We start from the raw sequence: 26,198 nt of genomic DNA on the forward strand, positions 1-26,198 counted from the left end.
TTCACGGTGTCTTTGGTGTGCAAAAGCGCGGCATCAGTGTTGGACTTGAGTGCAGTTTTGCGGCCGCCACGTGGGGCAGAGTCCGCAGTGATCACAACTTTGGCGTCACAGCCGTTGATCCGTGCAGCCAAAGCATCCGGAGAGAAGCCGGCAAACACAATCGAATGGATTGCGCCGATGCGGGCACAGGCCAGCATCGCATAAGCCGCCTCGGGGATCATTGGCAGGTAGATAACAACACGGTCGCCTTTGCGCACGCCCATCTCTTCGAGCACATTGGCAAAGCGGCAAACGCGGCGGTGCAGATCGGCATAGGTGATTGACTGCGCCGGCTCGTTGGGATCATCCGGTTCAAAGATGATCGCGGCCTGATTGCCCCGGGTTTCCAGATGGCGGTCGATACAATTGGCGGCCACATTGAGCGTGCCGTCCTCAAACCATTTGATATCCACATTGCCCGGCGCAAAGGAGGTGTTTTTCACCTTGGTGTACGGCTTGATCCAATCCACACGCTGGCCATGCTCGCGCCAAAACGCCTCAGGATCAGACATAGAGGCCGCATACATCTCATCGTATGTGGCGGCGGAGATCAGGGCGTTTTCCGCCAGTTCTTTGGATGGGGGGAATGTGGTGTCAGACATGTTTGGACCTCGAATGGGAATTCTTTGGGGGCGAGGTTAGGGGGCTGCGCCGCGAGGTCAACTCGACTTTTGGCGCAACCCCGACTTGTTGGCGTCAGATTGCCAGATATTCGGCACGCAGCTCTTCGTTTTCGAGCACCTCGTTGGCAGAGCCGTCAAAGACAACTGAGCCGGTGTCCAGGATCACCGCGCGATCCGCCAGTTCCAGTGCGCGTACGGCGTTCTGTTCCACGATCACGGTGGTGATGCCTTGCTCTTTGATGATGCGCAGCGTTTTTTCAATCTCGTCCACAATCACTGGCGCGAGACCTTCGTAAGGCTCATCCAGCAGCAGGACTTTGATGTCACGGCTGAGCGCGCGGGCAATGGCCAGCATTTGCTGTTCCCCACCAGAGAGAGTCACACCCTCTTGCTTGCGACGTTCGCCAAGACGCGGGAAGAGCTCATAAAGGCGGTCAATCGACCAGCCGATGGGCGGGGCAATTTGAGCCAGTTGAATGTTCTCTTCCACCGTCAGGCCAGGAATGATCGAGCGATCTTCTGGCACCAGGCCAATGCCGGCCTGCGCGGCCTCGTGGCTTTTCATCAAGTGGAGCGCCTGGTGGTCGAGCCAGATTTCACCTTTGGTGACTTGAGGATCATTCATCCGTGCGATGGAACGCAACGTGGAGGTCTTGCCCGCCCCATTGCGGCCCAAGAGCGCAAGGATTTCACCTTCGTGCACGTTGAAGCTGATGTTTTGCACGATGTAGCTCTCGCCGTAGTAGCTCTCCATATTCCAGATGGAGAGGTAGGCGGGGGCGGTTTCGGCCAGATTGTGACCTTTGGAAAAGTCGGGTTTGACGTTCATCTGTCCTGTTTTCCTTATGCAGCAGTCTCGCCGAGGTACGCTTCGCGCACTTTCGGGTGACCTTTGATGTTTTCAGGATTGTCTTCGACCAGCGGCGTGCCCTGCGCCAGCACGGTGATGCGCTGTGCCAGAGAGAACACCACATGCATATCGTGTTCAATAATCGCGATGGTGATGTCGCGCTCATCACTGATCTGCTTGAGAAGATCGATGGTGTTGTTGGTGTCCGCCCGCGCCATACCGGCGGTTGGCTCATCCAGCAGCAGCAGGCGCGGCTCTTGCGCCAGACACATGCCGATTTCCAAGCGACGTTTGTCCCCGCGCGACATAGACGCTGCATTCATGTGACGCTTGTCGGCCATATTCATGTCCACCAGCATCGCTTCTGCTTTTTCCACGACGTCTTTTTCGCGCATCGTATTTTCGATGGCGCGCATGCGGAAAGAACCGTCCCGTTTGGCAAAGCAGGGGATCATCATGTTTTCCATGACCGAGAGATCGCCAAAGATCTCCGGGGTTTGGAAGACGCGGGAAATGCCCATTTGGTTGATTTCGTGGGGGCTGCGACCCAGAACCGATTGGCCGTCAAACATGACGGAGCCCGTGTCAGGGATAAGCTTGCCCACAAGGCAGTTCAGGAGGGTGGATTTCCCGGCCCCGTTGGGGCCGATGATTGCATGTACGGTGTTTTCTTTGACGGAGAGGTTCACGTCACCGAGGGCCTGGAGGCCGCCGAACCGCTTACCTACGTCTTTGACTTCGAGAATTCCCATGTCTCTTGTCTCCTTATTCTGCGGGTTCGGTTGTGGCGCCAGAGTCTTTGGCTTTGCCGCGGTTCTTGATCCATTTGCCAATGCGTTGACCACCTTCGACAAGACCACCAGGCAGGAAGATCACAACCAACATGAACAAGATGCCCAGTGTCAGGTGCCAGCCTTTACCGATGAAGGGGTGCACGATGAAGACCATGAAATTCTCAAGGCCATCGGGCAGGAAGGCGAACCATTCGTGCAAGATCGAGTCGTTGATCTTGGAAAAGATGTTCTCAAAGTATTTGATGAAGCCTGCACCCAGAACCGGACCAATAAGGGTGCCGGTGCCGCCGAGGATGGTCATTAGAACCACCTCACCAGATGCCGTCCACTGCATGCGCTCCGCACCTGCAAGTGGGTCCATTGCAGCCATCAGACCACCAGCCAGACCAGCGTACATGCCAGAGATTACAAAGGCTGCCAACGTGTGAGGCCGTGGATTGAGGCCTGTGTAAGACATACGGGTCTGGTTGGACTTGATGGCACGCAACATCAGGCCAAAAGGAGAGCGGAAAATGCGGATCGAGAGATAGAAGACCAGCATCAACACAATCGCACAGAGGTAGTAGCCTGCGTTGAAGCTGAAGCTCCAGGCGCCAAGATCCAGATTGTATGTCGAGCGCATCGACAATCCAAAGAGGTGTGGCAGATCCGGAAGGCTATCCCGGTGGAACATCTGAAGATCGCCCGAATAGACCTGAAGGCCAGTTTCCCCATTGGTTAGGTTGAACTTCGGGTTGGAGAGCACCGAATAGGCCAACGCGAAGGACATCTGCGCAAACGCCAGTGTCAGGATCGAGAAGTAGATGCCGGAGCGGCGCAAGCTCACATAGCCGATCACAACAGAGAACAGGCCTGCCATGATCACGGCCAATGCAATTGCGGGGACCACATTATACGTGAAGAGTTTGAAGATCCACACAGCCGCATAAGAGCCTATGCCCAAAAAGGCCGCGTGACCAAAGGACAGATAGCCAGTGAGGCCAAAGAGAATGTTAAACCCGATGGCAAAGATGCCAAAGATGACGAAGCGCTGCATCAGGTCCGGATAACCGGCGTTGAACTGTGCCATGGCGCTGTCGGCCGGGAAGGGGTTGAGGATGAAGGGCGCGAGCAATGTCAGCACCGCAACAGCGATCAGGAGTTTGGTGTCTTTGTTATTCAATCCAAGCATGTCTTATTCCTCCATCACGCCTTTGCGTCCCATCAGACCGCGCGGACGGGTCAGAAGTACGATGATCGCGACAAGGTAGATGATGATTTGGTTGATACCGGGCAGGGTGGTTGTGGCCCAGGTGGTGGAGGCGAAGCTCTCCAGAATGCCAAGCATAAAGCCTGCGAGCACGGCGCCGGGCAGAGAGCCCATACCGCCCACAACCACAACCACAAAGCTGAGAACAAGGAAGTCCATGCCCATGTGGTAGTTGGGTGGGTTGATTGGCGCGTACATCACGCCCGCCAAGCCCGCGACTGCAGCTGCAATGGCAAACATAATGGTGAAGCGACGGTCGATGTTGATACCCAAAAGGCCAACGGTTTCGCGGTCTGCCATGCCTGCGCGCACAACCATCCCAAAGGTGGTGAACTGCAGGAAGGCAAAGACTGCGCCGATAATGCCAAGTGAGAAGCAGAAATAGACAATGCGCCAGATTGGGTAGGGCAAGTCCATGCCAAACGCGGCACCGACGTTGGCCACACCTTGCAGCGCTTCAGGTGGAGGGGTCTGGATCGGGTTGGCGCCAAAGTAGTATTTGATGATTTCCTGCAGAACAATGGCGAGACCAAAGGTCACCAGGATCTGATCCGCATGTTCGCGGCTATAGAAATGTTTGATCAGACCACGTTCCATGATCAAACCAATCAACATCATCACAGGGATGGTCAGCAAAATGGCCAGCGGCACCGACCAGTCGATGATGGAGGTGCCCATTTCGGGGCCAAACCAACTTTCGACATAGGGTGTTTTGACTTTCAGCGGATTGCCGAGAAAGTCTGTCTGGTTTGGGTCAACAACCTCATAGCTGATATTCAATATCTTGGAGATTGTGACAGCACAGAAGGCGCCGATCATAAACAACGCCCCATGAGCGAAGTTTACGACACCCAATGTGCCAAAAATCAAAGTAAGTCCCAGCGCAATCAGCGCATAGGCGGAGCCCTTGTCTAGGCCATTCAGGATTTGCAGGATTAATCCGTCCATCGTCCCCACCAATTCATGTTTGTGGCTTTCCTCAGCGGAGTGCGCAATTGGTGCGTCTTCTCACGGCTGGGAAAGGGAGGAACTGGCCGCGCAGAGGCGCGGCCAGCAAAGGTAAAGCGCTTACGCGCCGTTGTTGCACTCGCCCAGGGACGCATCTGCGCCGCCAAACATTGCGTGATCGGGGGCGTAGGTAACCTGTGCCGCCGGGGTAACTTCCACAACTTCCAAAAGGTCGAACTCGGATGTTGGGTTTTCTTTACCGCGCACAACCAGAACATCTTTGAAGCACTGGTGGTCTTCGGCACGATACAGCGTCTTGCCGTTGCCCAGCCCATCAAACTCAAAGCCTTCCAGAGCTTCTGCCACAGCACAAGGCGCAAACGAACCGGCACGGGTCACAGCATCCGCATAAAGCAGGGTCTGAACGTAGCAGGTGTGTGCTGCCTGGGATGGCGGGAAGCCATACTTGGTACCGAAGGATTTTACGAAGGCTTTGGAACCTTCATCCTGCAGGGACCAGTGCCAGTTGGTGGAACCGTGGATGCCTTTAACGTTGGCGCCCGCACCTTTCGCCATCAGGCGAGAGTACAGTGGAACAACAATTTCGAAGTCTTTGCCGTTCACAACTTTTTCGCGCAAACCAAACTGAACCGCGTTGGTCAGCGAGTTCACCATGTTGCCGCCGTAGTGGTTCAGAACCAGAACATCGGCGCCGGAGTTCAGAACCGGAGCGATGTAGGAGCTGAAGTCAGTGGAGGCCAGCGGTGTCAGCACGTTGTTGACGGTTTCCCAGCCAAGTGCCTCGGTTGCAGCCGCGATGGACTCCTGCTGGGTCCAGCCCCAGGTGTAGTCAGCGGTCAGGTGATACGCTTTACGATCGTCGCCGTAGATGTTCTTCAGAACTGGCGCCAGAGCGGCACCCGACATGTAGCCGTTGAAGAAGTGACGGAAACCGTTGGCCTTGCGGTCTTTACCGGTTGTGTCGTTGGAGTGGGTCAGACCTGCCATAAAGATCACGCCAGCTTCCTGACACAGACCTTGAACAGCAATTGCCACACCGGAGGAGGAGCCGCCGGTGATCATGATGGCGCCGTCTTTTTCGATCATCGACTTGGCCGATGCACGCGCAGCGTCAGATTTTGTCTGCGTGTCGCCAGTGACATATTCGACTTTCTTGCCGAGGATGCCGTTGCCTTGCAGTTCTTTGGACGTGAAGGTGTTCAGCATGCCGCTGTCGCCTTCGCCGTTCAGGTGCTCAACAGCCAGCTGATAAGCGCGCAGCTCATCGGCACCCTCGTCCGCGTAAGGACCTGTCTGTGGCACGTTGAAGCCCAGAGTTACAGAACCGCCGGTTGGGTCGTTTGTAAACGCGTGGCCGCTTTGAGCTGTGAAGATGGTCGGCAGCGCCAGACCAGCGCCAGCGACGGCACCGGTTTTCAATACGCCGCGACGTGTAAAGTTGCTTTTGGACATGTAATCCTCCCGTTATGTCATTTGTGGATTGGGCTCCTCTTCCCGCCCCACAGGCACTATTCGTGCAAAGCCATTATCGAGCCGCGACCGAAAATTTCGCAACAACTGCTTTCAAAGACACAATTTATTTGTAAAGTAATTCGCATTGCCCTGCAGCATCGTGTAAAGAAATTTTATTGCAGCGCAGCAAAATATTGAATCTGGGGGAAAAGCCAATGGTCCAGCAAACCCTTGCAGGCAGTCGAATTCGGGAGCGCCGCGTGATGGCGGGCCTACGCCAAGCTGAACTTGCGCGGCTTGTTGGGATCTCCGGCAGTTATCTCAACTTGATCGAGCACAACCGGCGCAGAATCGGTGGGAAACTGCTGAATGACATCGCCCAGGCCCTGAATGTTGAGCCGTCTCTGTTGAGCGAAGGTGCAGAAGCCGCGCTTTTGTCAGCGTTGCGTGTGGCGGCGGCTGAGGCGGAGGCCGTGGCCGTTGAGTTGGAGCGGGGCGATGAATTTGCCGGACGTTTCCCAGGGTGGGCTGCTTTGATTTCTGAGCAACACAAACGTCTGCGTAGCCTGGAGCATACAGCGGCGACCTTGACTGATCGGCTGACCCATGACCCGCATTTGGCCACATCTGTGCATGAGATGTTGACCATGGTCACCGCGATCCGGTCCACCGCGGGAATTTTGGTAGATACAAAAGAGATTGAGCCGGAATGGCGCAACCGGTTTCACCGCAATTTGAATGAGGACAGCCAACGACTCGCAGAAGGCGCGGAGCAACTGGTGGCCTATCTGGATGACGCGGGAGATGCCTCTGCAGGTATGACATTGCCACTGGAAGAGGTGGAGGGAATGCTGGAGGCGCACAAGTTTCGGTTTGATAATCTTGTGAATGCGACACCGGACGAGTTGTCAACTTTTGTGAGTAATCAAGCCCAGCTGACGTCGGATGCAGCGCGGGACATGGCGATGGCTGTGGTGCGCCAGTTGCGGGCGGACGCGCGGCTGCTCTCGCTGGATATGCTGGAGCGACAAGTGAAGGCAGGAAATGTGGATCCGGCGCAGATTGCAACGGATTACGGCGTGCCGCTGAGCGCTGTGATGCGCCGGCTTGCTGCGGTATCGGATATTATGTTGTCCATGCCGATGGGGTTGGTGATGTGTGACGCCTCAGGAACGTTGATGTTGCGCAAGTCAGTGGAAGGTTTTGCCATTCCACGGTTCTCCGGCGCCTGCCCAAAGTGGCCGCTGTTTCAAGCTTTGTCGCGTCCGATGCAGGCCTTGCGTCAGACCGTTACCATGACAGGGCGTGAGGCAAAGAGGTTTGATTGCTACGCGGTGAGCGAGCCAATTGGCACAATTCAAGTCAATGTTGCGCCGCTCTATCACAGCTTTATGTTGATTGTCCCCCTGGAAGCAGCAGGGCCGGCAGAAGCGGAGGTTGGGTCCTCTTGTCGGGTGTGCCCGCTGGAAAAATGTGAAGGGCGTCGTGAGCCGTCATTGTTGGCGGATGTCGGGTAACGTTGGAAAATATCTTTTCTTTTTGTGGGCGTTCGCTAAGAATGGCGCACCGCTTGTGGACTTTCGGGGAGGGCAGACTGCATGGGCAAAAACGTGCTGGTCATCGAAGATGAGCCCAATATCATCGAAGCAATCAGCTTCATTTTGTCTCGTGACGGTTGGTCCGTTGCGACCCATTCCAATGGTCATGACGCTGTTGGTGTGGTGCAAAAAGCGATGCCCGATCTGGTCATTCTGGATGTGATGCTGCCTGGCAAGACCGGGTATGACATCCTGCGTGAGCTGCGCAGTGAGGATGCCACGCATGGCTTGCCAGTGTTGATGTTAACCGCAAAAGGCCAAGTCAAAGACCGCGAAATGGCGGAGCGCGCTGGTGCAAGCCGGTTTATGACCAAACCGTTTTCTAATGCTGAGGTGTTGGATGCGGTACGTGAGCTGGTGGCCGGGTGAACGCCAAACACACCATTCCGTTTTTGGAGCGGCAGAGTTATCGCCGCCGGCGGTTGATCGACACAATCCGTACCCTGCCCGTGATCGGGGCTGTGCTTTGGGGGGTGCCGCTGTTGTGGCGGCAATCAGACGCGGCAGATGTGGTGATGACCTCTGACGCAATTATTTACATCTTTAGTGTTTGGTTGTTGCTTGTCGTTGGGGGCGGCTGGTTGGCGCGTAACCTCAAACGCAGCGATGCGGAGGAGACGGAGCGCGAACGCTAATGGGTACGCTTAATATCCTGGTTGGCGTGTGTTTGATCTACGTCGCGTTTCTGTTCTTGGTGGCCTTTGCTGCGGAGCGCGCAGCGCTCGAAGGCAAAGGCGCGTGGCTGCGTAGCCCGATAATTTACACACTGTCATTGTCCATCTATTGCACGGCCTGGACGTTTTATGGGGCGGTTGGCTACGCGGCACGCTCGGGGCTTGAATACCTCACCATCTACATCGGCCCATCGTTGGTGATGATTGGCTGGTGGTGGTTGCTGCGCAAACTGGTGCGCATTGGGCGCAGTCAGCGCATCACGTCGATTGCTGATCTGATCTCGTCTCGTTACGGAAAATCAAACCTTTTGGCTGTGGGCGTCACGGTACTGGCGGTGATTGGAACCACGCCGTATATCGCTCTACAATTGCAATCTGTGACTGTTAGTTTTGATGTTTTTTCAAGTGCTTACGGGGCGGAGTTAACGGATTCCGCACAAGGGAGTAACGCGCTTTTGGTGGCGGCGGGCCTGGCACTTTTCACCATTATTTTTGGCACACGAAACCTTGATGTGAACGAGCGTCACCATGGTGTTGTGATGGCTGTGGCGGTTGAGGCGATTGTCAAACTACTGGCGCTGACAGCGGTTGGCATTTTTGTGGTTTGGGGGTTGGCTGGCGGCGTGGGGGACACGCTTGCCCGTATTGACGCCAGCGAGATCGGTCAGTGGCAAATGCGTGGCGATCGCTGGGGCACTTTGATTTTTCTGTCCGGCGCGGCGTTTTTGTGCCTTCCGCGCATGTTCCAGGTCATGGTGGTCGAGAATGAAGATGAAGACCACTTGCGGACCGCGAGTTGGGCGTTTCCGGCCTACCTAATGGTGATGAGCCTGTTTGTGGTGCCCATTGCGGTGGTGGGTCTGGACCTCCTGCCGGCGGGCAGCAACCCTGACTTCTTTGTTTTGACCGTGCCACTGGCAACCGGAAATGACGCGCTGGCGATGTTGAGCTTTCTTGGCGGCTTTTCCAGTGCAACATCGATGGTGATTGTCGCGGCGCTGGCGTTGTCGACGATGGTGTCCAACCATATTGTGATGCCGATTTGGCTCAGCACTCAGAGCGGCGGCGCTTCAGTATCCGGGGATGTGCGCCACGTTGTACTGTTGTCGCGCCGGATATCCATCGCAGCGGTTGTGTTTCTTGGCTACCTCTATTTCCGCTTGTCGGGAGGTGGCACGGCGCTGGCCTCGATTGGCCTGGTTTCCTTTGCCGGGGTGGCGCAATTCCTGCCTGTATTGGTTGGCGGGATTTTCTGGCGGGGAGCGACCCGTACGGGGGCGTTTGTGGGGCTGTCCGTGGGATTTGTGATCTGGGCGTATACGTTGCTTTTGCCGAGCTTTGGCGCGGGCTCTTTGGTGTCGCAAACCATGTTGGAGAACGGACCTTTGGGGCTTGGATGGCTGCGGCCACAGGCGTTTTTTGGCATCTCAGGGATGGATCCACTCGTGCATGCGATTTTTTGGTCTATCCTTTTGAATACAATGAGCTTCTTTATCGCTTCTCTTGTTGGCTTTCCGTCGCCTTTGGAGCGGCTACAAGGCGCGCAGTTTGTGAATGTATTCGAGCACAGTTCCACGCCTCAAAGTTGGGGCGGTAGCTTGGCGCAAACCGAAGACCTGATGGTGATGGCGCAGCGTATCATTGGGGCGCGAGAGGCACAGAACTTGTTTGAGCGTGAGGCAAAGCGCCAAGGCATGAGCGGCCTGTTGCCGGAGCCGTCACCCGACTTTTTGCAGCGGCTGGAGCGTGAATTGGCGGGCTCTGTGGGCGCGGCCACGGCGCATGCGATGATCGGTCAGATTGTTGGCGGGGCTTCGGTATCTGTGGAAGACCTGATGGCGGTGGCGGATGAAACCGCGCAAATGATGGAGTATTCCAGCAAACTGGAGGCCAAATCCGAGGAGCAGGCACGAACGGCGCGGCAATTGCGGCAAGCGAACGAAAAGCTGACCCTGATTTCGGAGCAAAAAGACAGTTTCCTCAGTCAAGTGAGCCATGAGTTACGTACGCCAATGACGTCCATCCGGGCATTCTCGGAGATCCTGCGCGACAGTGATCGTCTAACCGAAACTGAAAAGACAAAGTACAGCTCGATCATCCATGACGAAGCGCTGCGGCTGACGCGGCTATTGGATGACTTGCTGGACTTGAGTGTTCTTGAAAGCGGTCGGGTGAATCTAAACATGCAGAGCGGCTCGCTTAAAGGTATTTTGGATCACGCAGTGGCCAGCGCCTTGACCGGTGCAGGCGCGGACAAGATGCAAGTGGTGCGCGACAATCAGCAAGAAGACCTGATGTTGAACACAGATTTGGACCGTTTGAGCCAAGTGTTCATCAATCTGATTGGAAATGCCCAGAAATATTGCGATTCGACGACACCAAAATTGCGCATTGATGTTGGGCGGGCCAATGCGGCTTTGGTGGTGGATTTCATCGACAATGGCAGCGGTATTCCCAAAACTGAACAGGCTGTGATCTTTGAAAAGTTCTCTCGCACCGGTGTGCAGAAGGTCAAAGGCGCGGGTCTGGGTCTGGCGATTTGTCGCGAGATCATGACCCGCCTTGAGGGCTCGGTTGAGTACTTGCCGGGGCAGGGTGGAGCGGCGTTTCGGGTGACCTTACCGGAGCAGGTGGCAATGGCCGCACAATAGGTACAATTTCACACGGTTTTTGAGGGGCATGTAGAGGCTCTATTAACCTTATTGCGGCACATCTGTCCTGCAAGGAGCCACAAACAGGGCAGATCCGGATATGAGTGAAACTCAAGCCACCTCTATTCTAAGACGTAAAGCAGCGGATGGGCGGACCGAGCATCAGGCACGTGCGATGTCCCCAAACAAGGCCTTGCGCCTTGGGCTCGCTTTGGCGGCTGAGAAAGGTATGGATCTGGCACTGGATGTAACCGATGTGCGCCACGTAAAGCTGCCGCACCGTGCGCTTGAAGTGACATTGGACAACGAATCCCTGTTGGTTTTGCTCGAAGGGCAGAATGGCGAGCCAGGTGCGTTGGCTGTGGATATGCAGGTTTTGGCCGGCTTGGTTGAGTTTCAGACGCTGGGTCAAGTGATCCCCAAGCCGGTGGTTGAACGCGTGCCCACCAAAGTGGATGCCGCGCTGATCACGCCGTTTCTGGAAGATGCGTTGATGCGCTACGTCCGGATGTTGGGTGAAGAAGGTGAGGCGCCGTATTGGCTGCAACACTACAAATTTGGCGCGATGATGTTGGACACGCGCACCCTGTCGCTGGCGATGACCGCGCAAGACTATCATATGTTTGTGCTTGATGTGAAACTGGAGCGTGGCAAGAAATCCGGCACGATGGCTCTGCTGTTTCCGGACGTGCAAGTGCTGTTGGATGAGCCGGATGACGCGACAGAAACCGACGCAGAAAAATTTCAAAACGGTGTGAAAGAGGCAACCACGTTGCTGAACGCTGTGGTTGGCAAAATCAGCCTGCCAATAGCGCAGATTCAGGGGCTTCAGATTGGCGATACGCTCGCATTGCCGGAAGGGTCCATGCAGAATGCGAAGCTCGAAGCACCGACAGGTGAAGCGATTGCCGAGGTGCGTATTGGGCAGCTCAATGGCATGCGGGCCGTGTGCGTGCCCGGATTGGTTGGAGCGGCCGCAGCCACCTCAGCCTCAACTGACCTAACCGTTCCTGACATGCCGGATATGGGCATGCCTGACATGGATGCACCTGAGATGCCTGCGATGGATATGCCGTCGATGGATATGCCTGGAATGGACATGCCTGCGATGGGCGGCATGGATGATATTGGCGGCGATCTACCGGGTATGGCCGAAATGCCTGCTCTGGACGGTGGCGACTTGCCGGACTTTGGTGGCGACCTACCGGATTTGGGTGGCGGTGGCCTGCCTGACCTAGAGCCAATGGGCGAGATGGGCGTTGGTCTGGATGCGGACAATGGTATGGAAGACTTCGGCGGGTTGGACGACTTGGATGAACTAATCCAATTGGGCAACGACGACATAGGCGATCCGGCGGCGCTGGCCGATCTGGACCTGACAGGCACGTAAGATCACTCGAGCAGTCACAACGAGCAGACACAAAAAAGCCCCGCCGGAAGAGCGGGGCTTTTTGTTTTTCGTCAGATATTTAGACTTCGGACTTGATCGCTTCCAAATGTGGCACCAGCCCGGAAACGTCATATCCGCCATTGGCAGCTGCATTCACGATGTCGGCCACCTCCATCTCTTTGGCCTGAGACAGAGCCCAGCAGATGGTCGATCGAGTGCCGGAGCGGCAGTATGCCAGAACTTTGCCTTCGCAACCTGCTGTGCTGTCGCGTTGCATGGCTTGACGATCCGGGGTCATTGTTTCCATGGTCAGCGGGTTGACCACAAATTGCAGCCCAACGGCTTCGGCGGCCGCCCGCATGGTCTCGGAATGCTGATCCGGGCCAACCTCGGAGTCGGGGCGGTTGTTAATAACAAGCCCAAAGCCTGCTTCGGCAAGGGCGGCAAAATCTGCGGCGTCAATCTGAGGCGCGGCAAAGAAGCGGTCGGTGATCTGGCGAATATCCATGGCGATTTCTTACTCGGCAGGAATGGCGCTGTCTAGTTGCGCACGTGCCATAGGGGCTAAGGCCATACCAGTGAGCATCGCCGCGAAGAACACCCAATGGGGCCAGCCGCCGTAGCTGAGCGACGCCACGGCTGGGCCAGGGCAGAGACCGGCAAGGCCCCATCCCGCGCCGAACAATACCGAGCCGAGTACAAGGTTGCGACCGAGCTTTGGTTCAGGTGGTGCCGGGAACTCGCCACCCACAATCGGCTTGCGGCCGGTGGTGAACAGCCAAGCAATCGCCATTGGGACGATCGCGCCGCCCATCACAAAAGCCAGCGTTGGGTCCCAGTTGCCAAAGACATCCAGCCAGCCTTGCACCTTGGAAGTGTCGGTCATGCCGGAGATAAACAAGCCGGCGCCAAACAGGCCGCCTGAAAGCAGGGCGAGAAGACTACGCATCATCAGATCACTCCAAGAATGTGACGGAAGAGGACCACGGTGAGGCCACCTGCCATGATGTAGAACACTGTGGCAACCATGCCACGCAGGGACAAGCGGGAGATGCCGCAAACGCCGTGGCCGGAGGTGCAACCGTTGGCGAGGCGGGTGCCAACGCCCACACAAAGACCTGCGGCAATCAGTACAGCGATGTTGGTGGTGGCGTGTGTGTTGACCTCAGAAAACATAGGGTAAAGCAGCACTGGCACCAAAAAGACACCGGCGAGAAAGGCGAGGCGTTCGACCAAATTGCTTTTGCCGGAACCGTCCACCAGACCGCCAATGATGCCGCTGGCGCCCATGACACGGCCGTTGCCCAAGAGGAACACGGCGCCGCCAAGGCCAATAAGCAGGCCGCCACCCAGCCCGAAGAGCCAGTCGGTAGGTATTGCGTTTAACATGATTTTTCCTTTGATGTTCGCGCTTTAAGGATCAAAGTTTATCTACAGGAACCTTGAGGAAGACATCACCGTCTTCATCCGGCTCCGGCATTTGCCCGGCGCGCATGTTCACTTGCAACGACGGGATGATCAGTTTGGGCATGGCCAATGTGGCGTCGCGGGTGTCGCGCATCTCGATAAAGCTGTCTTGGTCCGCACCGGCGCCGATATGCACGTTGTTGGCTTTTTGCTCACTCACTGTGGTTTCCCAGGCGTATTCGTCGCGGCCTGGTGCCTTGTAGTCGTGGCCGACAAAAATGCGCGTGTCTTCCGGCAGGGTGAGGATTTTCTGGATTGATTGATAGAGCGTCTCGGAAGATCCACCGGGGAAATCACAGCGGGCGGTGCCAAAGTCCGGCATAAACAGCGTGTCACCGACAAAGGCGGCGTCGCCAATCACATAGGTCATGCAGGCGGGGGTGTGGCCCGGCGTGTGCAGCACGTCGCCGCGCAGCTGGCCAATCATGAAACTGTCACCTTCTTCAAAGAGCTTGTCGAATTGGCTGCCGTCGCGTTGGAACTCAGTGCCTTCGTTGAAGACCTTGCCGAAGGTGTCCTGCACGATGGTGATGTTTTTGCCGATGCCAATTTTACCGCCGATCTTTTCCTGCAGATAAGGCGCGGCGGAGAGGTGATCTGCATGGACGTGGCTTTCCAAAATCCACTCCACCTTCAGGTTTTTCTCCTGAACGTGGGCAATGATCTCGTCAGCGGATTTGGTGTCAGTGCGACCGGAGCTGTAGTCAAAGTCCAGTACACTGTCGATGATGGCGCAGGACGTACCCTCCGGATCTTTCACAACAAAAGAGATGGTGTTCGTCGCATTGTCAAAAAAGGCAGTTACGTCGGGGGTCATGGCGATTCCTCTGTTTGTCGAAAACATATATGAAAGTCCGCATGTGTTGCAAGGTGCTGGGTTGCAATGCGATGTTTCTGTGTGCGTCGCGGCGCGTTCTCAGGCAGCGATTGATGTGAATCAAGGCGCATGTTTGGGACTTATGTCAAGTTACGTGCGGGTTTTGAAACTAGGCCTCTGCGCGAAAGAGCATGTAAAGGAGACCACGATGACAGACTACAGCAAGTACAAAGGTGCCTTACTCAAACGATTGGCAGAGCTGGATAAACGTCTGCACGTCATTGAGGCAGAACTGGAGGCGCCGCACTCCAAAGATTGGGAAGATGCGGCGGTGGAACATGAAGGCGACGAAGTTCTCGAAGGGCTTGGAACAAGTGGACAAGAGGAAATCCGCCGGATTCAGGCCGCCTTGGCGCGGATGCGTGGAGGTGAGTTTGGTTGCTGTGTAAAGTGTGGCGAGGAAATTGCCGCAGCTCGCCTTGAGGTGGTGCCGGACGCCCCATTGTGTAGTGCCTGCGCCGCGGGCTAGGGGCGGCGTGTCAATTTTGGTAATTTGCGTTTGGGAGGACGTCACATGACTGTCGAACACCTGTTGAGTCGCGCGGAAGCGCTGGAGATCAAAATTCACAAAGCGGAGGAAATGGACCGCTATGAATTGCATCAACAACTGCACCGCACCTTGGTGAATATTGAGCAAAGCGGTGGTCGCGTGCCCTCCCGGTTGCGCCGGTTGGATCTTGACCTGTTGGATCAGGAGATCGAAGACAGTTTTGACAACATGCCGGTGTGATCCAAAGCCAGTGTGACACATGTGCCGACCTGCGCGTACCTGTGGATAACTGGACTTGCGCGATAGAGCCGGGCGGGTAAACTCTGAAAACACAATGGCTTGCGCCAAGGTTAGTCAGGGTTGATGCATGACGCAGTTGCTTGAATATACGGTTGAAGGCGGGGTTGCGGTTCTATCCATGAACCATCCTCCGACAAATGCGCTGACCGCGGAGTTGCGAGCGGCGGTTTTTGATGCGCTGCAAGCAGCGCTTGATGACAAGATGGTTGGGGCCATTGTCCTTTTGGGGGCCGGGTCAGAGTTTTCTGCCGGGCGTGACTATTCAGAACTTGGCAACGCCATTGCACATCCCAATTTGTCCGAACTTTGCTCTGCAATTGAAGCCGCGGGAAAACCGGTTGTGGCGGGGTTGTCCGGGGCGGTCATGGGCGGCGGATTGGAATTGGCCTGGGCCTGCCATTACCGGGTCGCACTGAGCAGTTCTCAGGTGGCGATGCCAGAAGTGGCGCTTGGCGTGATGCCGGGCGCGGGTGGCACACAGCGAGCGCCGCGCCTGTTGGGGGCGGATACGGCGCTGAATATTCTGTTGTCCGGTGTGATGATGCCGGTCACTGATGAGGCCGTTGCGGGCATGGTGGATGAGATTGCGGAGAAGGATCTGCGCGAAGCGGCCATTATTTTTGCGCTGACCTGCATTGCGAAATACAAGCCGGCGCGCCCGACGTCTGAAGCAACGGGTGGAATTGCTGATTTTCAGGCGTTTCAGGCGGGCGTTGCCAAGTGGGAAAAACGTATTGAGGCGCGTGGGCAGGATGCGGCCCTCGCAATTATTGAAGCCGTGCGTGCCGCACCGTTGTTGCCGTTTGAGGTTGGGTTGGAGTTTGAGCGCGAACGGTTTGATGAACTGGTGACATCGGATCAAAGCCGCGCATTACGTCATGTGGCGCTGGCGGAACGGCGGTCGGCCCGGTTGCCAGAGCTGCATCAAGCCGAAGCGCGTCCGGTAAAAACGCTGGGCGTGGTAGTTGGTGCGGATCGCGTTGGGGCTGATCTGGCCTTGGCCGCCCTACAGCATGGGCTGTCAGTGGTGCTCACTGCACCGGTGCCAGCCGCTTTGGCGCTGGCGCAGCGGCGGATTGAGGCGGCGGTGCAACGTATGGTCACAAGTGGCCGTATGGAAGACACGGCATCACGAGATATGCTGGTCAGACTGAGGTCGGATGCGGACTTTGTGGCGCTGTCCCGTGTTGATTTGGTGATTGAGGCCGTGGGGCAGGGGCGCGAGATTTCGCGTCAGATCGCGGCACAGCTGGACGGTATCATAAAAGAGGGTGCGGTGCTTGCCGTGCATGACGCCGCAGCACAGATTGGGCCGGTGGCGCAGGCAACGGGCAGCCCGCAAGATGTCGTGGGGGTCTACGTGCCAAACCTACATCTGCGCACATCCGGTGCGGAAGTGGCGGTGGGTAAAAGCACGGGACCTGAGGCGGTTGCGACGTTGTTTACAGTTTTGAGTACGCTTGGTTTTCTCCCGGTGCGCACCAAAACCTACAGTGGGTTGATTGGGCAAAACGTGCTTGGCGCCTGTGTTCGCGCAGCCGAAGACTTGCTGCGGCTTGGAGCTGATCCTTATGAGATTGACCGGGTGATGCACAGCTGGGGCTTCATGCTGGGGCCGTTTCAGATTGCTGACGCTTTGGGACTTAATGCGCCAGGACTGCGAACGGCACAAGCAGGGACCAGCACAGTGTTGTACCGCATGGGGCGCGAAGGCCGCAGGGCACAGCGCGGCTGGTACCATTATTCACAGGATCACCCCTTTGGTGCAGCAGATGCAGATGCACTACGCATTTTGCAGGCTGCAATCGAAGAAGACCCTAAGCCAGTCGCAAATGTAGGCGTGCGAGACGGGGACATCGAAACAACTTGCCTTGCGGCGATGGCCAATGCGGGGACGCGGTTGTTGCGTATGGGCGTGGCTGCGAAACCGTCTGACATTGATGTGACGATGATCAACGGATTTGGCTTCCCGCGCTGGCGAGGCGGGCCGATGCAGGCGAGTGATGACTATGGTCTGGTCCCGATCCGCAACCATTTGCGCCAAATGGCGGAGCATGGCGATGGGTTTTGGAAGCCGGAGCCGTTGTTTGACACGTTGATCAAAAACGGACGTGGATTTGGCGCATTAAACGGATAGGGATTAGGACAAGGAAATTCCAACCATCACCACCATCAAGCCGATGACCGATAGAAACAGCGCGCCCATGTTCAGAGGCACGACTTTTTGAACTGCTACACGCAGCTCCTCGTCAGATAGGCCCGCGCGGCGCGCTTTGGCAACTTTCACGATGGACAGAACCAGCCCGACCAAGCCAACCACCGACAGAAGGGCACCCACCCAAATCATCCATTGCATCGCGGACTTCCTCTATTGCAGGCGCAATCCCTCGCGCGCCCAATTAATGTTTGGCAGCTATCGGATTGTGGCGCAGCGTGCAAGGCAGGCCGCACGCGGCATTTGGCACAGATCACAGGAAATGGCTTTGCGGGCCTTGCATGGCGCCGCTCTTTACGGTCTATACCTGCTTTGACATTGGCGCCACGGCGGCGCGAAAAATTGGCACAACAAGAGGTCAGACATGAGCGAAGGTACATCTTCGGACGCGCAATTCGGCGTCACCGGTCAGGAACTGAAGCAGTTCATCGAGCGCGTCGAGCGTTTGGAACTTGAGAAAAGCGAAGTGGCTGAGCAGATCAAAGAGGTCTTTGCCGAAATGAAAGGCCGCGGCTTTGACGTGAAGGCGATCCGCACAATAATCCGCGAGCGCAAGCAAGACCCTAACGATATTGCCGAGCAAGAAGCGATGATTGACATGTATAAATCCGCGCTTGGCATGTCTTAAGACATCCGCGTGTAAGGATTGTGAGGCGGCTCCCGGTTGGGGGCCGCTTTTGTTTTGGTCAGGGGGTTAAGACAGTCACGCCGGGAATGCGCTCAATGCGGTAGACATCTTCGTCATAAGATTGTGTCATCTGGTCCACCATGGCGGTGGTCCAACCGGGTAGGTCTAGTTCTTCTTCGATCTCGTCTTCGATACCAAATTTGTCCAGGAAAGCTGCATAGATGCGCCGCTTTTGAATTTCAGTCGTTCCTGGGTGATCTGCCAAAAAGGCCTCCAGTCGCGCCATGCCTTCTTCGCTCATGATTGTGCGCAACAAGTCGGTGCCGCCTGCCACCTCCGTAGCCGGATCAAACCCCGCCATGTCCCGCATGATTTCTTCCCAAATGATCGGGGTGTCCTCGTTGCACCATACCGTGACAGGCATATGTGGAACCGCGTCGCAAATACGTAGGATCAACTCGGACCAGCGCAGCGCCAGAGGGTCGCAATTGTCTGTGACCTCCTCAATTGCGTGATTTGGCGAGGCGGTCACCAGCGCCGGGACAAACGTCGCGGGGTTGCGGATCGCCATGAAGATTTCCAATTCCTCGCCATAAAACAACTCCGACACGCCGCGCAAACGGTCACCGGCGGACGGAAACAAACAGTTGTGGCGGATGGCGCGGCGCGGCACACCAAAAAAATTATCGTTGGACAGGATCATCCGGTCTGGTTGGGCAGTGCCAATCATGCCGTTCATGATTGCCCCTTTATAATCGGTTGCCATGGTCGAACTGGACATCTGTCCTAATGTGTCGCGGATTTGACGGCGGTAAGACGACGGGGGCGGCAAGGCAATGCCATGCTGCGCCAGCAGATCCTGATTCTGAGTCAAGCTGCCGAGAAGTTTTCCCTCGTCAGTGAAGTGCGCGCCTGCGTGAAGTACAATCTGCATGTTCTTTTCGTTGTTGGATTGTGCTGGATCAAGTATAGCCTCGTTTCTGGACAGTAAAACCAGATTCAGGCAACACAAGGGCGCGATAAAGGAATCCCCTGTGCAATCACATGTGACAACACCGCCCCCCAATCGAATTTCTACAGCTAAGGCGCTGAAAAGGCGTCTGACTTTTGATCTATGGTCATTTGGAGCTCTGCTAGTGGCGGTAACCGTGCTGGCCCCAATTTTGGCGGTTGTCTGGATCGCCTTTCATCCGGTTGAAAACATCTGGCCACATTTGTTGTCTACCACCTTGCCTCGCTATATGCGCAATACATTGGTTTTGATGGCATCTGTGGGCTTTTTGGCCGCTTCAATGGGAGCCACAACAGCCTGGCTTGTAACCCGGTATCAATTTCCCGGTGTGCGCTGGATTCAATGGGCTTTGTTGTTGCCGCTGGCCATTCCCGCCTATGTCGGCGCCTACGCCCTTGTTGATTTTTTGGAGTACGCTGGGCCCGTGCAAATCGGTTTGAGAGAGCTGTTTGGCTGGCAAACCAGCCGAGATTACTGGTTCCCAGAAATCCGCTCAATGGGCGCGGCGATCCTCGTGCTCTCAGCGGCGATGTTTCCTTATGTCTATATTCTTGCTCGTGCCGCGTTCCGCGAGCAATCCGGCGCAGGCGAAGAGGTGGCACGCTCACTTGGGGCAGGGCCGGTGGCCCGGTTTTGGCGCGTGGGCTTGCCAATGGCGCGCCCTGCCATTGCGGCGGGCACAGCCATTGTGATGATGGAAACGGTGAATGATTTTGGCACCGTAGACTATTTTGCGGTGCAAACGCTCACCACTGGCATTTTTAGCGTCTGGCTGGAAAGCAACAACGCTGGCGGTGCGGCACAAATTTCCAGCGTGGTGCTGATGTTGGTGATCTTTTTGGTGACAATGGAGAAAATCAGCCGCCGTAAGGTGCAATTTTTCAGCTTGAGCAACCGCAACCGTCCCGCTGAACGCACGCCGCTCTCGGGATTTTGGGGCTGGTTGGCAATGCTGGCCTGTGTGATGCCGTTTCTGATTGGCTTTGTGATGCCGTTTTCGGTGATTGCGCATAACGCCGCTGGCAGTTTGGATCAATGGCGGGACCCGGCGTTGGTGACAGCGCTTTGGAACACTTTGCGGGTCTGTGGTATTGCCGCTGTTGTCACGGTGGCGGCGGGCGTGTTCATGGTCTACGGCGTGCGCCTATCTGGGCGCAGTCTGCCGAGGCTGCTGTTGCCTATCACCACCATTGGGTACGCGGCCCCCGGCGCGGTGCTGGCGGTGGGGATCCTGATCCCTTTGGCCGTGTTGGATCATAAACTGGCTGATTTGATCGAAGTGCTCACAGGCTCGCCAACGGGGCTTTTGCTGACCGGGTCTTCTTTTGCGCTGATTCTGGCTTACTGCGTGCGATTCTTTGCCATTGCGCAAGGCGCGGCGGACGGTGCTATGGGGCGCGTGCCGCCCAGCCTTCCGATGGCGGCTCGATCTTTGGGGCGCACCAAGGGGCAGGTTTTACGTGATGTGTATCTGCCATTGGTGCGGGCTTCGATTGGGTCAGCATTGCTTCTGGTCTTTGTGGACTGTGTTAAAGAGCTTCCAGCGACCATGTTATTGCGCCCGTTTAACTTTGATACGTTGGCTACACGCGTGCATGAACAGGCCAGTCTGGAAAACTTGTCGGACGCCAGTCCCGGTGCAATTATGATTGTTTTGGTGGGCCTGGTTGCGGTTGGGTTGCTGGCTCGCGCAAATCGATAAAAACGTAAAAAAAGCCTCTTGCAGGTTCTGAAAGAAGGCCTTAAATCAGGCTCCAGTGCCCCTATAGCTCAGCTGGTAGAGCAACTGATTTGTAATCAGTAGGTCCGCGGTTCGAGTCCGTGTGGGGGCACCATCTTCAATTACCATGGCGTCCAATAAAGTCCGATAGTAGCCTGTATTTGCAGGTTTTTGCGGTTCTTTTTGTTTGATGTTGTCCTGCCACGTATTACTTAGTTCGCCCCGTATGGGGGTATGCTTGGGGGTACGTGCCCTGCAGCACTTTGGAAGATACCGCCAATGACCGTTTTGAGTGACGCAAAGATTCGCACGATCAAACCCAAGGACAAACCCTTCAAACAATCAGACTTCGATGGGTTGTTCCTACTGATAAACCCCAACGGCTCTAAGCTATGGCGTTTTAAGTACCGGTTGCGCGGCAAAGAAAAGTTGTTGGCGCTGGGCAAGTATCCCGATGTGCCCCTGGCACTGGCCCGCAAGCGCAGGGATGAGGCACGGATGCAAGTTGCGAATGGAGATGATCCCTCTGTTCAGCGCAAAGAGCGCAAGCAGAAAGACGAGGCGGAGCAGAAGGACACCTTTTCCAACCTTGCGGACGAGCTGTTGGAGAAGAAGCGTAAGGAAGGCCGCTCCGAGGCAACGATTATAAAACAGAATGGTTCCACCGTTTGCTAAAGGCAGACATTGGCCACATGCCGATAGCCCAAATCACAGCGCAAGATATTCTCGTGCCGTTGCGCAAGGTGGAAAAGAAGGGCAATCACGAAACCGCCAAGCGACTGCGATCCGCTGCGGGCGCGGTGTTTCGCTATGCAATCGCGCTGGGCAAAGTAGAGAATGATCCAACCTACGGGCTTAAGGACGCGCTGATCCATCACAAGGTCACCCATCGGGCGGCCATCACCGATCCCAAAGAGGTTGGCGGGCTACTGCGAGCAATTGACGACTTTCATGGGCAAAGGACAACCAGGCTCGCGCTACAATTGCTTGCCATCACGGCTGTGCGTCCAGGTGAGTTGCGGCTTGCCAAATGGCATGAGTTCGATCTGGAAAACGCAACGTGGGCCATCCCCGCAGAGCGCACCAAGATGCGGCGGGAACATTCAGTACCTCTTCCCCGTCAGGCGCTGGGCATTTTACTAGAATTGAAAGATCTTACTGGCTGGGGATCGCTGTTATTCCACTCTGTACGCTCGTCTCAAAGGGCAATGAGTGACAATACCTTAAATGCCGCTCTTCGGCGTATGGGGTTCACTAAGGAAGAAATGACAGCACATGGGTTCAGAGCTGTATTCTCCACCTTGGCCAACGAATCCGGCCTTTGGCACCCTGATGCGATTGAACGCGCCCTTGCACATGTCGAGAAGAATGAGATCCGTCGAGCCTACGCTCGCGGGCAACACTGGGATGAGCGTGTGAAGATGTCGCAGTGGTGGGCAGACGAATTAGACAAACTACGAAAGGACTAGTTTCTGAATGAAAGCCTCGGTCTCCCCCCCGGCACAACCCACCGAACGTCTCATGCAGGCTTGGATCTATCAAAACTCTTGGACCACCCAATTCGCGCTGCTCTTGGCGCTGGGCGTTTCGCCAGATGCAGAAGATGCAGAAGATCACATCGCGCCACTCGCCTTGCTCCTAGAGAGGACAACAGGCGACGGGATACGATCAGGGAGACCAATAGATTGGCTATGGTGGGGCGAGAGGAATGGCGTTCCTTTCCATAGTGATTGGTGGATGGCCATCACACCTCAAGGGCCTATCGGGTTTGATGGCCAGCACTTCGCCCTACTGCGCGACGAGATGTTGTCAGATGCCTTTCTTCAGCATGAGCGCCGCCTGATCACCAAATGGGCGCGCAAGCCTTATTGGACGCCCCGCGAGGCGATAGATCTCTCACTGAACTTTGGTCCCTTCACCACTGATAGCTGGCGGGGGCAGGAGCCTGAGTTTGGCGATACGATCCGAGAGCGGGATGACCGGTTTAGGACGTCAGAGCGTGCTGTCGAGGCTGGCGATATCTCTGAGAAGGCCGCTCCGAAGGACTATGTGCTCTGGCTGGACAAATGTGGCTATATCGTCTCCGAGGCTTGGCGGCGCGCCGTGGGGCTGGAAAGCAAAGTCTTTGGGCACATGGAGCAGGCTCAGCTTGCAACCTTACTGGAAGAGAATGCGCAACTGCGGCAAAATCTGGAGAACCTGGCGACAAAAACGGATGCCCAAGATGACGTGCAGCGACAGCTCGCGACACTGGGAGACGAAAACGAAAACTTACGGCGGCAGCTGGTAGAGCAAGAGAAGACTATACGCGGTTTCGAAGAACAGGCGCTACAGTCCGGGATTGAAAGCAACAGCTCTGAAGATATCAAAGAGTTAAAAAAGCGCATCCGCCTTCTGCATGGAGAGCGAGCCAACTACAATGAAGTTGGTGCACTCACGCGCAGAGTCGAGTTTTTAGAGATCATTCTGCTCGCTGCAGCCGTGGATGGACATTCTTACGATCCGCGCGCTGGGAAATCTCCCATACCCAAGGAAATAGCCGACAAAGCAACGGCATTAGGGAACCCCATAGCCCAAAGTACGGTTCGGAAGTATCTTCAAGAGAGCAGCACCAAACACATAGAGCCCGGCGTTTGGGAGGTCATTTTTCCAAAAAAATAAGAAAGCCAAAGTGCTACCACCATGCACAAAGTGATACCACCCAAGACCAGTTCGGACTAATTCAACCTCGAACCCACTATTAACTCTCAAAGGTGGGTTCGATGAAATTCGACGATCTTCCAAACGACGCGTTGCTGCGTGAAAAACAAGTTCTTGCCCCAGGCGGTCCGGTGCCGGTGTCCCGTTCCACTTGGTGGGCTGGGGTACGCAGTGGGCGTTTCCCTCAACCCATCCGCCTTGGCCCGCGCAACACGGCGTGGCGCGTAGGCGACATTCGAGCGCTCCTTCAAGAGGGGGCTGAATGATGGGCAGAGATACATCAGACGACAATGAGACACTGGACATGTTCGAACGTTTTGGCGTTGAAGAACCTGAATGGTTGGAAGACGCGAAAGCGACGAAAGCAGAATTGCTGAGAACCGCGATACCAGTGTCCACTGAGCCTCAAGACGTGTCCCGGAAACCTGAACTGGTATGCTCAACCACTATGCCTTTCCCCGCTGATAAGCAACGGTTTCTGAGAGACCAAGAAGTCGCTGATAGGTATGGGATTAGTCGCCAAGAAGTTTGGAGGCGGAAAAACACCAACCGCCTCCCAGAGCCGATCAAGCTTTCGGCAAGGACCACGCGTTGGCCGCTTTCTGAGCTCGTTGAGTTTGAAAACTCCCTCGTCAAAGAAAACCGCAGCGGGGTTAAACCCACACGGGGCGAGAAGGGAGCGAAGAAGGAAGGGAAATCATGACCCGCTCCTACAAGCAAGTGCACCCAAACGTGAATATGGCCTATTCTGTTGAAGGGGTTAAGGAGCTTTACGGCGTGAGCAGTAACACCGTGTCGAATTGGGTTGGGGAGGGCTTGGAAACATCTGACGGCAGCATTCCCTATTTGATTCGCGGCGCTGAACTGAAGGGCTTTCATGAAGAACGCCAACAACGCACGCGCACAAACCTGCGCTATGGCGAGTTCAAGTGCCTTGGGTGCGGCCACGCTGTATTCCCGGAAACTGACACTGTTTCTGTGACCAATCAAGAAGGTCGCGCACCGCTTGCAAATGCGACGTGTTGCGACTGTGGCGCCTCACTGATGAAGTTACTTAGTGCGACGGAATGCGACAAAATATTAGACTGTGTCGGTACCAATACCAGGCTGGACCGAATAGACGAAAGGAAGGTTGAGACCCCAGCTCGTATTGGGAAGGAAAGCACCTCTCAAGGGGGCGTTTGGGTCACAATCAATGATCGGATCATATACGACTGGCAGGCCTACGCGAGGCGCTACAATCCCAAAACTTTGCAATCTCACCTCGTTAGCATCCGGGAATTTGAGATGTTTTCGGGTGGAATATCTTTCGACAAAATCACGCCTAAGCACGCGGGGGCATACCGTGATCATCTGGTGCGGCTTGCGAATATGCCAAAAGAGAAAGGAGGTCTTAGCAAATCAACGGTGCGCCATAGGGCAGCGCATCTATCACAGTTCTTCAAGTGGCTTCGGGGGCAAAGCGGATACAGGCGTTTGAGCGCAAGTATTCCAGACTATTTCGCGTTGCCTCGTAGTGCGACGGCTAAGCGCACTCGCATGGATCCCAAGACCTATCTCTCGCTTGAAGACGCTTGGCGGATGGTGGACGCAATGCCTGTCAAAACCCTCGTGGAGCGTCGGGATCGCGCGATGGTCGCCTTTTCTTATGTCAGCGGCCTTCGAGCCGGGGCCCTTACTTCAGTTCGCGTCAAACACCTCGATCTTGAGAAGCGAACGGTTGAGCAGGACGCCACCGACATGCGCGCCAAAAACGGCAAGAGTTATCGCGCGAATTGGTTTCCAAGAACGGAAAGCTTTCAGGAGGTGTTCATCGCGTGGCTGGAAGAACTGAAAGGGCTTGGCTTCAAAACGCAAGACGGTGTTTTCCCTGCGGCTAAGGACCTTAAGCACCCCTCAAGTGGCATGCAAAGCGTCGAACCTTTGGAAAGCAGTAGGCCTTTGCAGGTGGCCTTCACACGCGCTTCTGAAGCCATTGGTCAGCGCTGCACACCACATTCGGCCAGGCATACGCTCAAGGCCGTTGGCGCTCGTATTTGCCGCACGCAAGAGGAACGCAAAGCATGGTCGATGAACCTGGGCCATGACGATGACCAAATCACTGAGCGGCACTATGGTAAGATGTCCCAAGAACAATGCGATGCGCTGATCGATGTCATGCATTCGGAAGAGGCGTTCACTGAGGAAGAGAAGGACATGATCCTCGACTTCCACGAAAAGCGTTTCATGCGTGGGACGCGTGAATATCAGGCCGCCCAAAGGCTCGCTGATAAGCGAGAGAAAGCGCGAGGAGATTATGAAGTGATCGAATGACAGATAGCCGCTCCTCGGGGCGACTATCTTGTCTACTATCGCCTGCATCATCGGGCAGATAGCCTCTGCGGCGGTTTAGGCGACAAAGGGAGTATTGTGTTGAAAAACTCTTCTTGATTTGAGGGTCCTTCACTGATTCAATTTGCTTGTGAATGCAGGGGGATTGACGGTGTTGGGACCTAAGCAA

Annotated in this window: 28 protein-coding genes and 1 tRNA gene; 17 read left to right on the forward strand and 12 right to left on the reverse strand. The window is 55.7% G+C overall.

The window, feature by feature from the left end; translation table 11 throughout:
- The 6 genes from QOL67_RS21190 to QOL67_RS21215 form a co-directional block, all read right to left on the reverse strand.
- On the reverse strand, nucleotides 1–641 hold a 641-nt coding region (locus QOL67_RS21190), incomplete at its 3' end, for an AMP-binding protein (protein WP_283427990.1).
- 94 nt (nucleotides 642–735) lie between these two features.
- Nucleotides 736–1,491, reverse strand: a complete 756-nt coding sequence (locus QOL67_RS21195) for an ABC transporter ATP-binding protein (protein ID WP_283427991.1) — start codon at nucleotides 1,489–1,491, stop codon at nucleotides 736–738.
- Nucleotides 1,492–1,505: 14 nt separating this feature from the next.
- Nucleotides 1,506–2,264, reverse strand: a complete 759-nt coding sequence (locus QOL67_RS21200) for an ABC transporter ATP-binding protein (RefSeq protein WP_283427992.1) — start codon at nucleotides 2,262–2,264, stop codon at nucleotides 1,506–1,508.
- 13 nt (nucleotides 2,265–2,277) lie between these two features.
- Nucleotides 2,278–3,477, reverse strand: a complete 1,200-nt coding sequence (locus QOL67_RS21205) for a branched-chain amino acid ABC transporter permease (RefSeq protein WP_283427993.1) — start codon at nucleotides 3,475–3,477, stop codon at nucleotides 2,278–2,280.
- Between the two features lie 3 nt (nucleotides 3,478–3,480).
- Nucleotides 3,481–4,503, reverse strand: a complete 1,023-nt coding sequence (locus QOL67_RS21210) for a branched-chain amino acid ABC transporter permease (RefSeq protein WP_283427994.1) — start codon at nucleotides 4,501–4,503, stop codon at nucleotides 3,481–3,483.
- Nucleotides 4,504–4,623: 120 nt separating this feature from the next.
- Nucleotides 4,624–5,976, reverse strand: coding sequence for a substrate-binding protein (locus QOL67_RS21215; protein ID WP_283427995.1), 1,353 nt, complete (start codon nucleotides 5,974–5,976; stop codon nucleotides 4,624–4,626).
- Between the two features lie 215 nt (nucleotides 5,977–6,191).
- Here QOL67_RS21215 and QOL67_RS21220 point away from each other — a divergent pair, with 215 nt between their 5' ends.
- From QOL67_RS21220 to QOL67_RS21240, 5 genes are all read left to right on the forward strand, one after another.
- Nucleotides 6,192–7,493 carry a helix-turn-helix transcriptional regulator gene (locus QOL67_RS21220; RefSeq protein ID WP_283427996.1) on the forward strand — a complete coding sequence of 434 codons (1,302 nt, stop codon included), beginning with the start codon at nucleotides 6,192–6,194 and terminating at the stop codon, nucleotides 7,491–7,493.
- An 81-nt stretch (nucleotides 7,494–7,574) separates the two neighbouring features.
- Nucleotides 7,575–7,943 carry a response regulator transcription factor gene (locus tag QOL67_RS21225; protein ID WP_283427997.1) on the forward strand — a complete coding sequence of 123 codons (369 nt, stop codon included), beginning with the start codon at nucleotides 7,575–7,577 and terminating at the stop codon, nucleotides 7,941–7,943.
- Nucleotides 7,940–8,209, forward strand: a complete 270-nt coding sequence (locus QOL67_RS21230; protein WP_283427998.1) for a hypothetical protein — start codon at nucleotides 7,940–7,942, stop codon at nucleotides 8,207–8,209. The genes QOL67_RS21225 and QOL67_RS21230 overlap by 4 nt, the downstream gene beginning before the upstream one ends.
- Nucleotides 8,209–10,899, forward strand: coding sequence for a sensor histidine kinase (locus tag QOL67_RS21235; RefSeq protein ID WP_283427999.1), 2,691 nt, complete (start codon nucleotides 8,209–8,211; stop codon nucleotides 10,897–10,899). Before QOL67_RS21230 ends, QOL67_RS21235 begins: the two co-directional genes overlap by 1 nt.
- 100 nt (nucleotides 10,900–10,999) lie before the next feature.
- Nucleotides 11,000–12,289, forward strand: a complete 1,290-nt coding sequence (locus QOL67_RS21240; protein WP_283428000.1) for a hypothetical protein — start codon at nucleotides 11,000–11,002, stop codon at nucleotides 12,287–12,289.
- Between the two features lie 79 nt (nucleotides 12,290–12,368).
- Here the strand turns inward: QOL67_RS21240 and QOL67_RS21245 are convergent, their stop codons facing one another.
- The 4 genes from QOL67_RS21245 to QOL67_RS21260 are packed head-to-tail and all read right to left on the reverse strand — an operon-like array spanning nucleotide 12,369 to nucleotide 14,573.
- The gene (locus QOL67_RS21245) at nucleotides 12,369–12,797 is read right to left on the reverse strand and encodes a protein tyrosine phosphatase family protein (protein ID WP_283428001.1); all 429 of its coding nucleotides are present in this window, start codon (nucleotides 12,795–12,797) and stop codon (nucleotides 12,369–12,371) included.
- Between the two features lie 9 nt (nucleotides 12,798–12,806).
- Nucleotides 12,807–13,238 (reverse strand): DUF6691 family protein, encoded by a 432-nt coding sequence (locus tag QOL67_RS21250; RefSeq protein WP_283428015.1) that lies wholly within the window; start codon nucleotides 13,236–13,238, stop codon nucleotides 12,807–12,809.
- Between the two features lie 2 nt (nucleotides 13,239–13,240).
- Nucleotides 13,241–13,666 carry a YeeE/YedE family protein gene (locus QOL67_RS21255; RefSeq protein WP_283428016.1) on the reverse strand — a complete coding sequence of 142 codons (426 nt, stop codon included), beginning with the start codon at nucleotides 13,664–13,666 and terminating at the stop codon, nucleotides 13,241–13,243.
- A 43-nt stretch (nucleotides 13,667–13,709) separates the two neighbouring features.
- A complete protein-coding gene (locus QOL67_RS21260) occupies nucleotides 13,710–14,573 on the reverse strand; it encodes an MBL fold metallo-hydrolase (protein WP_283428002.1) in 864 nt (287 codons plus the stop codon).
- Nucleotides 14,574–14,781: 208 nt separating this feature from the next.
- On the opposite strand from QOL67_RS21260, the gene QOL67_RS21265 reads away from it, so the two are divergent.
- From QOL67_RS21265 to QOL67_RS21275, 3 genes are all read left to right on the forward strand, one after another.
- A complete protein-coding gene (locus tag QOL67_RS21265; RefSeq protein ID WP_283428003.1) occupies nucleotides 14,782–15,102 on the forward strand; it encodes a TraR/DksA family transcriptional regulator in 321 nt (106 codons plus the stop codon).
- A gap of 45 nt (nucleotides 15,103–15,147) precedes the next feature.
- Nucleotides 15,148–15,363, forward strand: a complete 216-nt coding sequence (locus QOL67_RS21270) for a hypothetical protein (protein ID WP_283428004.1) — start codon at nucleotides 15,148–15,150, stop codon at nucleotides 15,361–15,363.
- A gap of 127 nt (nucleotides 15,364–15,490) precedes the next feature.
- Complete coding sequence (locus QOL67_RS21275) at nucleotides 15,491–17,560, forward strand: enoyl-CoA hydratase-related protein (protein ID WP_283428005.1); 2,070 nt, start codon at nucleotides 15,491–15,493, stop codon at nucleotides 17,558–17,560.
- Between the two features lie 3 nt (nucleotides 17,561–17,563).
- Here QOL67_RS21275 and QOL67_RS21280 read toward each other — a convergent pair whose 3' ends face one another.
- Nucleotides 17,564–17,779: a hypothetical protein gene (locus QOL67_RS21280; protein ID WP_283428006.1), complete on the reverse strand. Its 216-nt coding sequence runs from the start codon at nucleotides 17,777–17,779 to the stop codon at nucleotides 17,564–17,566.
- Between the two features lie 223 nt (nucleotides 17,780–18,002).
- Here QOL67_RS21280 and QOL67_RS21285 point away from each other — a divergent pair, with 223 nt between their 5' ends.
- Nucleotides 18,003–18,266 carry a DUF2312 domain-containing protein gene (locus QOL67_RS21285; RefSeq protein ID WP_283428007.1) on the forward strand — a complete coding sequence of 88 codons (264 nt, stop codon included), beginning with the start codon at nucleotides 18,003–18,005 and terminating at the stop codon, nucleotides 18,264–18,266.
- A gap of 58 nt (nucleotides 18,267–18,324) precedes the next feature.
- Here the strand turns inward: QOL67_RS21285 and QOL67_RS21290 are convergent, their stop codons facing one another.
- Nucleotides 18,325–19,200 carry a hypothetical protein gene (locus tag QOL67_RS21290; RefSeq protein ID WP_283428008.1) on the reverse strand — a complete coding sequence of 292 codons (876 nt, stop codon included), beginning with the start codon at nucleotides 19,198–19,200 and terminating at the stop codon, nucleotides 18,325–18,327.
- 112 nt (nucleotides 19,201–19,312) lie between these two features.
- On the opposite strand from QOL67_RS21290, the gene QOL67_RS21295 reads away from it, so the two are divergent.
- The 8 genes from QOL67_RS21295 (at nucleotide 19,313) to QOL67_RS21330 (ending at nucleotide 26,011) form a co-directional block, all read left to right on the forward strand.
- Nucleotides 19,313–20,980 (forward strand): ABC transporter permease, encoded by a 1,668-nt coding sequence (locus QOL67_RS21295; protein ID WP_430458984.1) that lies wholly within the window; start codon nucleotides 19,313–19,315, stop codon nucleotides 20,978–20,980.
- A gap of 57 nt (nucleotides 20,981–21,037) precedes the next feature.
- Nucleotides 21,038–21,113, forward strand: a tRNA-Thr gene (locus QOL67_RS21300).
- 164 nt (nucleotides 21,114–21,277) lie between these two features.
- Nucleotides 21,278–21,673, forward strand: a complete 396-nt coding sequence (locus QOL67_RS21305) for an Arm DNA-binding domain-containing protein (RefSeq protein WP_283428009.1) — start codon at nucleotides 21,278–21,280, stop codon at nucleotides 21,671–21,673.
- A 17-nt stretch (nucleotides 21,674–21,690) separates the two neighbouring features.
- Nucleotides 21,691–22,467, forward strand: coding sequence for a tyrosine-type recombinase/integrase (locus QOL67_RS21310; RefSeq protein WP_283428010.1), 777 nt, complete (start codon nucleotides 21,691–21,693; stop codon nucleotides 22,465–22,467).
- Nucleotides 22,468–22,570: 103 nt separating this feature from the next.
- Nucleotides 22,571–23,659 (forward strand): hypothetical protein, encoded by a 1,089-nt coding sequence (locus QOL67_RS21315; protein WP_283428011.1) that lies wholly within the window; start codon nucleotides 22,571–22,573, stop codon nucleotides 23,657–23,659.
- 101 nt (nucleotides 23,660–23,760) lie between these two features.
- Nucleotides 23,761–23,964: a helix-turn-helix transcriptional regulator gene (locus QOL67_RS21320; protein ID WP_283428012.1), complete on the forward strand. Its 204-nt coding sequence runs from the start codon at nucleotides 23,761–23,763 to the stop codon at nucleotides 23,962–23,964.
- Nucleotides 23,965–24,002: 38 nt separating this feature from the next.
- Complete coding sequence (locus QOL67_RS21325; protein ID WP_283428013.1) at nucleotides 24,003–24,401, forward strand: helix-turn-helix transcriptional regulator; 399 nt, start codon at nucleotides 24,003–24,005, stop codon at nucleotides 24,399–24,401.
- The gene (locus QOL67_RS21330; RefSeq protein WP_283428014.1) at nucleotides 24,398–26,011 is read left to right on the forward strand and encodes a tyrosine-type recombinase/integrase; all 1,614 of its coding nucleotides are present in this window, start codon (nucleotides 24,398–24,400) and stop codon (nucleotides 26,009–26,011) included. The genes QOL67_RS21325 and QOL67_RS21330 overlap by 4 nt, the downstream gene beginning before the upstream one ends.
- The last annotated feature ends 187 nt before the right edge of the window (nucleotides 26,012–26,198 follow it).

The organism is Shimia sagamensis, from assembly GCF_900182745.1.
In the GTDB taxonomy this organism is placed as follows: domain Bacteria; phylum Pseudomonadota; class Alphaproteobacteria; order Rhodobacterales; family Rhodobacteraceae; genus Shimia; species Shimia sagamensis.

What these genes read in the sequence shown, in the direction of transcription:
- QOL67_RS21195 (WP_283427991.1), bottom strand. Translation starts at nt 1,491, where the DNA reads ATGAACGTCAAACCCGACTTTTCCAAAGGTCACAATCTGGCCGAAACC.
- QOL67_RS21200 (WP_283427992.1), bottom strand. Translation starts at nt 2,264, where the DNA reads ATGGGAATTCTCGAAGTCAAAGACGTAGGTAAGCGGTTCGGCGGCCTC.
- QOL67_RS21205 (WP_283427993.1), bottom strand. Translation starts at nt 3,477, where the DNA reads ATGCTTGGATTGAATAACAAAGACACCAAACTCCTGATCGCTGTTGCG.
- QOL67_RS21210 (WP_283427994.1), bottom strand. Translation starts at nt 4,503, where the DNA reads ATGGACGGATTAATCCTGCAAATCCTGAATGGCCTAGACAAGGGCTCC.
- QOL67_RS21215 (WP_283427995.1), bottom strand. Translation starts at nt 5,976, where the DNA reads ATGTCCAAAAGCAACTTTACACGTCGCGGCGTATTGAAAACCGGTGCC.
- QOL67_RS21220 (WP_283427996.1), top strand. Translation starts at nt 6,192, where the DNA reads ATGGTCCAGCAAACCCTTGCAGGCAGTCGAATTCGGGAGCGCCGCGTG.
- QOL67_RS21225 (WP_283427997.1), top strand. Translation starts at nt 7,575, where the DNA reads ATGGGCAAAAACGTGCTGGTCATCGAAGATGAGCCCAATATCATCGAA.
- QOL67_RS21235 (WP_283427999.1), top strand. Translation starts at nt 8,209, where the DNA reads ATGGGTACGCTTAATATCCTGGTTGGCGTGTGTTTGATCTACGTCGCG.
- QOL67_RS21240 (WP_283428000.1), top strand. Translation starts at nt 11,000, where the DNA reads ATGAGTGAAACTCAAGCCACCTCTATTCTAAGACGTAAAGCAGCGGAT.
- QOL67_RS21245 (WP_283428001.1), bottom strand. Translation starts at nt 12,797, where the DNA reads ATGGATATTCGCCAGATCACCGACCGCTTCTTTGCCGCGCCTCAGATT.
- QOL67_RS21250 (WP_283428015.1), bottom strand. Translation starts at nt 13,238, where the DNA reads ATGCGTAGTCTTCTCGCCCTGCTTTCAGGCGGCCTGTTTGGCGCCGGC.
- QOL67_RS21260 (WP_283428002.1), bottom strand. Translation starts at nt 14,573, where the DNA reads ATGACCCCCGACGTAACTGCCTTTTTTGACAATGCGACGAACACCATC.
- QOL67_RS21265 (WP_283428003.1), top strand. Translation starts at nt 14,782, where the DNA reads ATGACAGACTACAGCAAGTACAAAGGTGCCTTACTCAAACGATTGGCA.
- QOL67_RS21270 (WP_283428004.1), top strand. Translation starts at nt 15,148, where the DNA reads ATGACTGTCGAACACCTGTTGAGTCGCGCGGAAGCGCTGGAGATCAAA.
- QOL67_RS21275 (WP_283428005.1), top strand. Translation starts at nt 15,491, where the DNA reads ATGACGCAGTTGCTTGAATATACGGTTGAAGGCGGGGTTGCGGTTCTA.
- QOL67_RS21280 (WP_283428006.1), bottom strand. Translation starts at nt 17,779, where the DNA reads ATGCAATGGATGATTTGGGTGGGTGCCCTTCTGTCGGTGGTTGGCTTG.
- QOL67_RS21285 (WP_283428007.1), top strand. Translation starts at nt 18,003, where the DNA reads ATGAGCGAAGGTACATCTTCGGACGCGCAATTCGGCGTCACCGGTCAG.
- QOL67_RS21290 (WP_283428008.1), bottom strand. Translation starts at nt 19,200, where the DNA reads ATGCAGATTGTACTTCACGCAGGCGCGCACTTCACTGACGAGGGAAAA.
- QOL67_RS21305 (WP_283428009.1), top strand. Translation starts at nt 21,278, where the DNA reads ATGACCGTTTTGAGTGACGCAAAGATTCGCACGATCAAACCCAAGGAC.
- QOL67_RS21310 (WP_283428010.1), top strand. Translation starts at nt 21,691, where the DNA reads ATGCCGATAGCCCAAATCACAGCGCAAGATATTCTCGTGCCGTTGCGC.
- QOL67_RS21320 (WP_283428012.1), top strand. Translation starts at nt 23,761, where the DNA reads ATGAAATTCGACGATCTTCCAAACGACGCGTTGCTGCGTGAAAAACAA.
- QOL67_RS21325 (WP_283428013.1), top strand. Translation starts at nt 24,003, where the DNA reads ATGTTCGAACGTTTTGGCGTTGAAGAACCTGAATGGTTGGAAGACGCG.
- QOL67_RS21330 (WP_283428014.1), top strand. Translation starts at nt 24,398, where the DNA reads ATGACCCGCTCCTACAAGCAAGTGCACCCAAACGTGAATATGGCCTAT.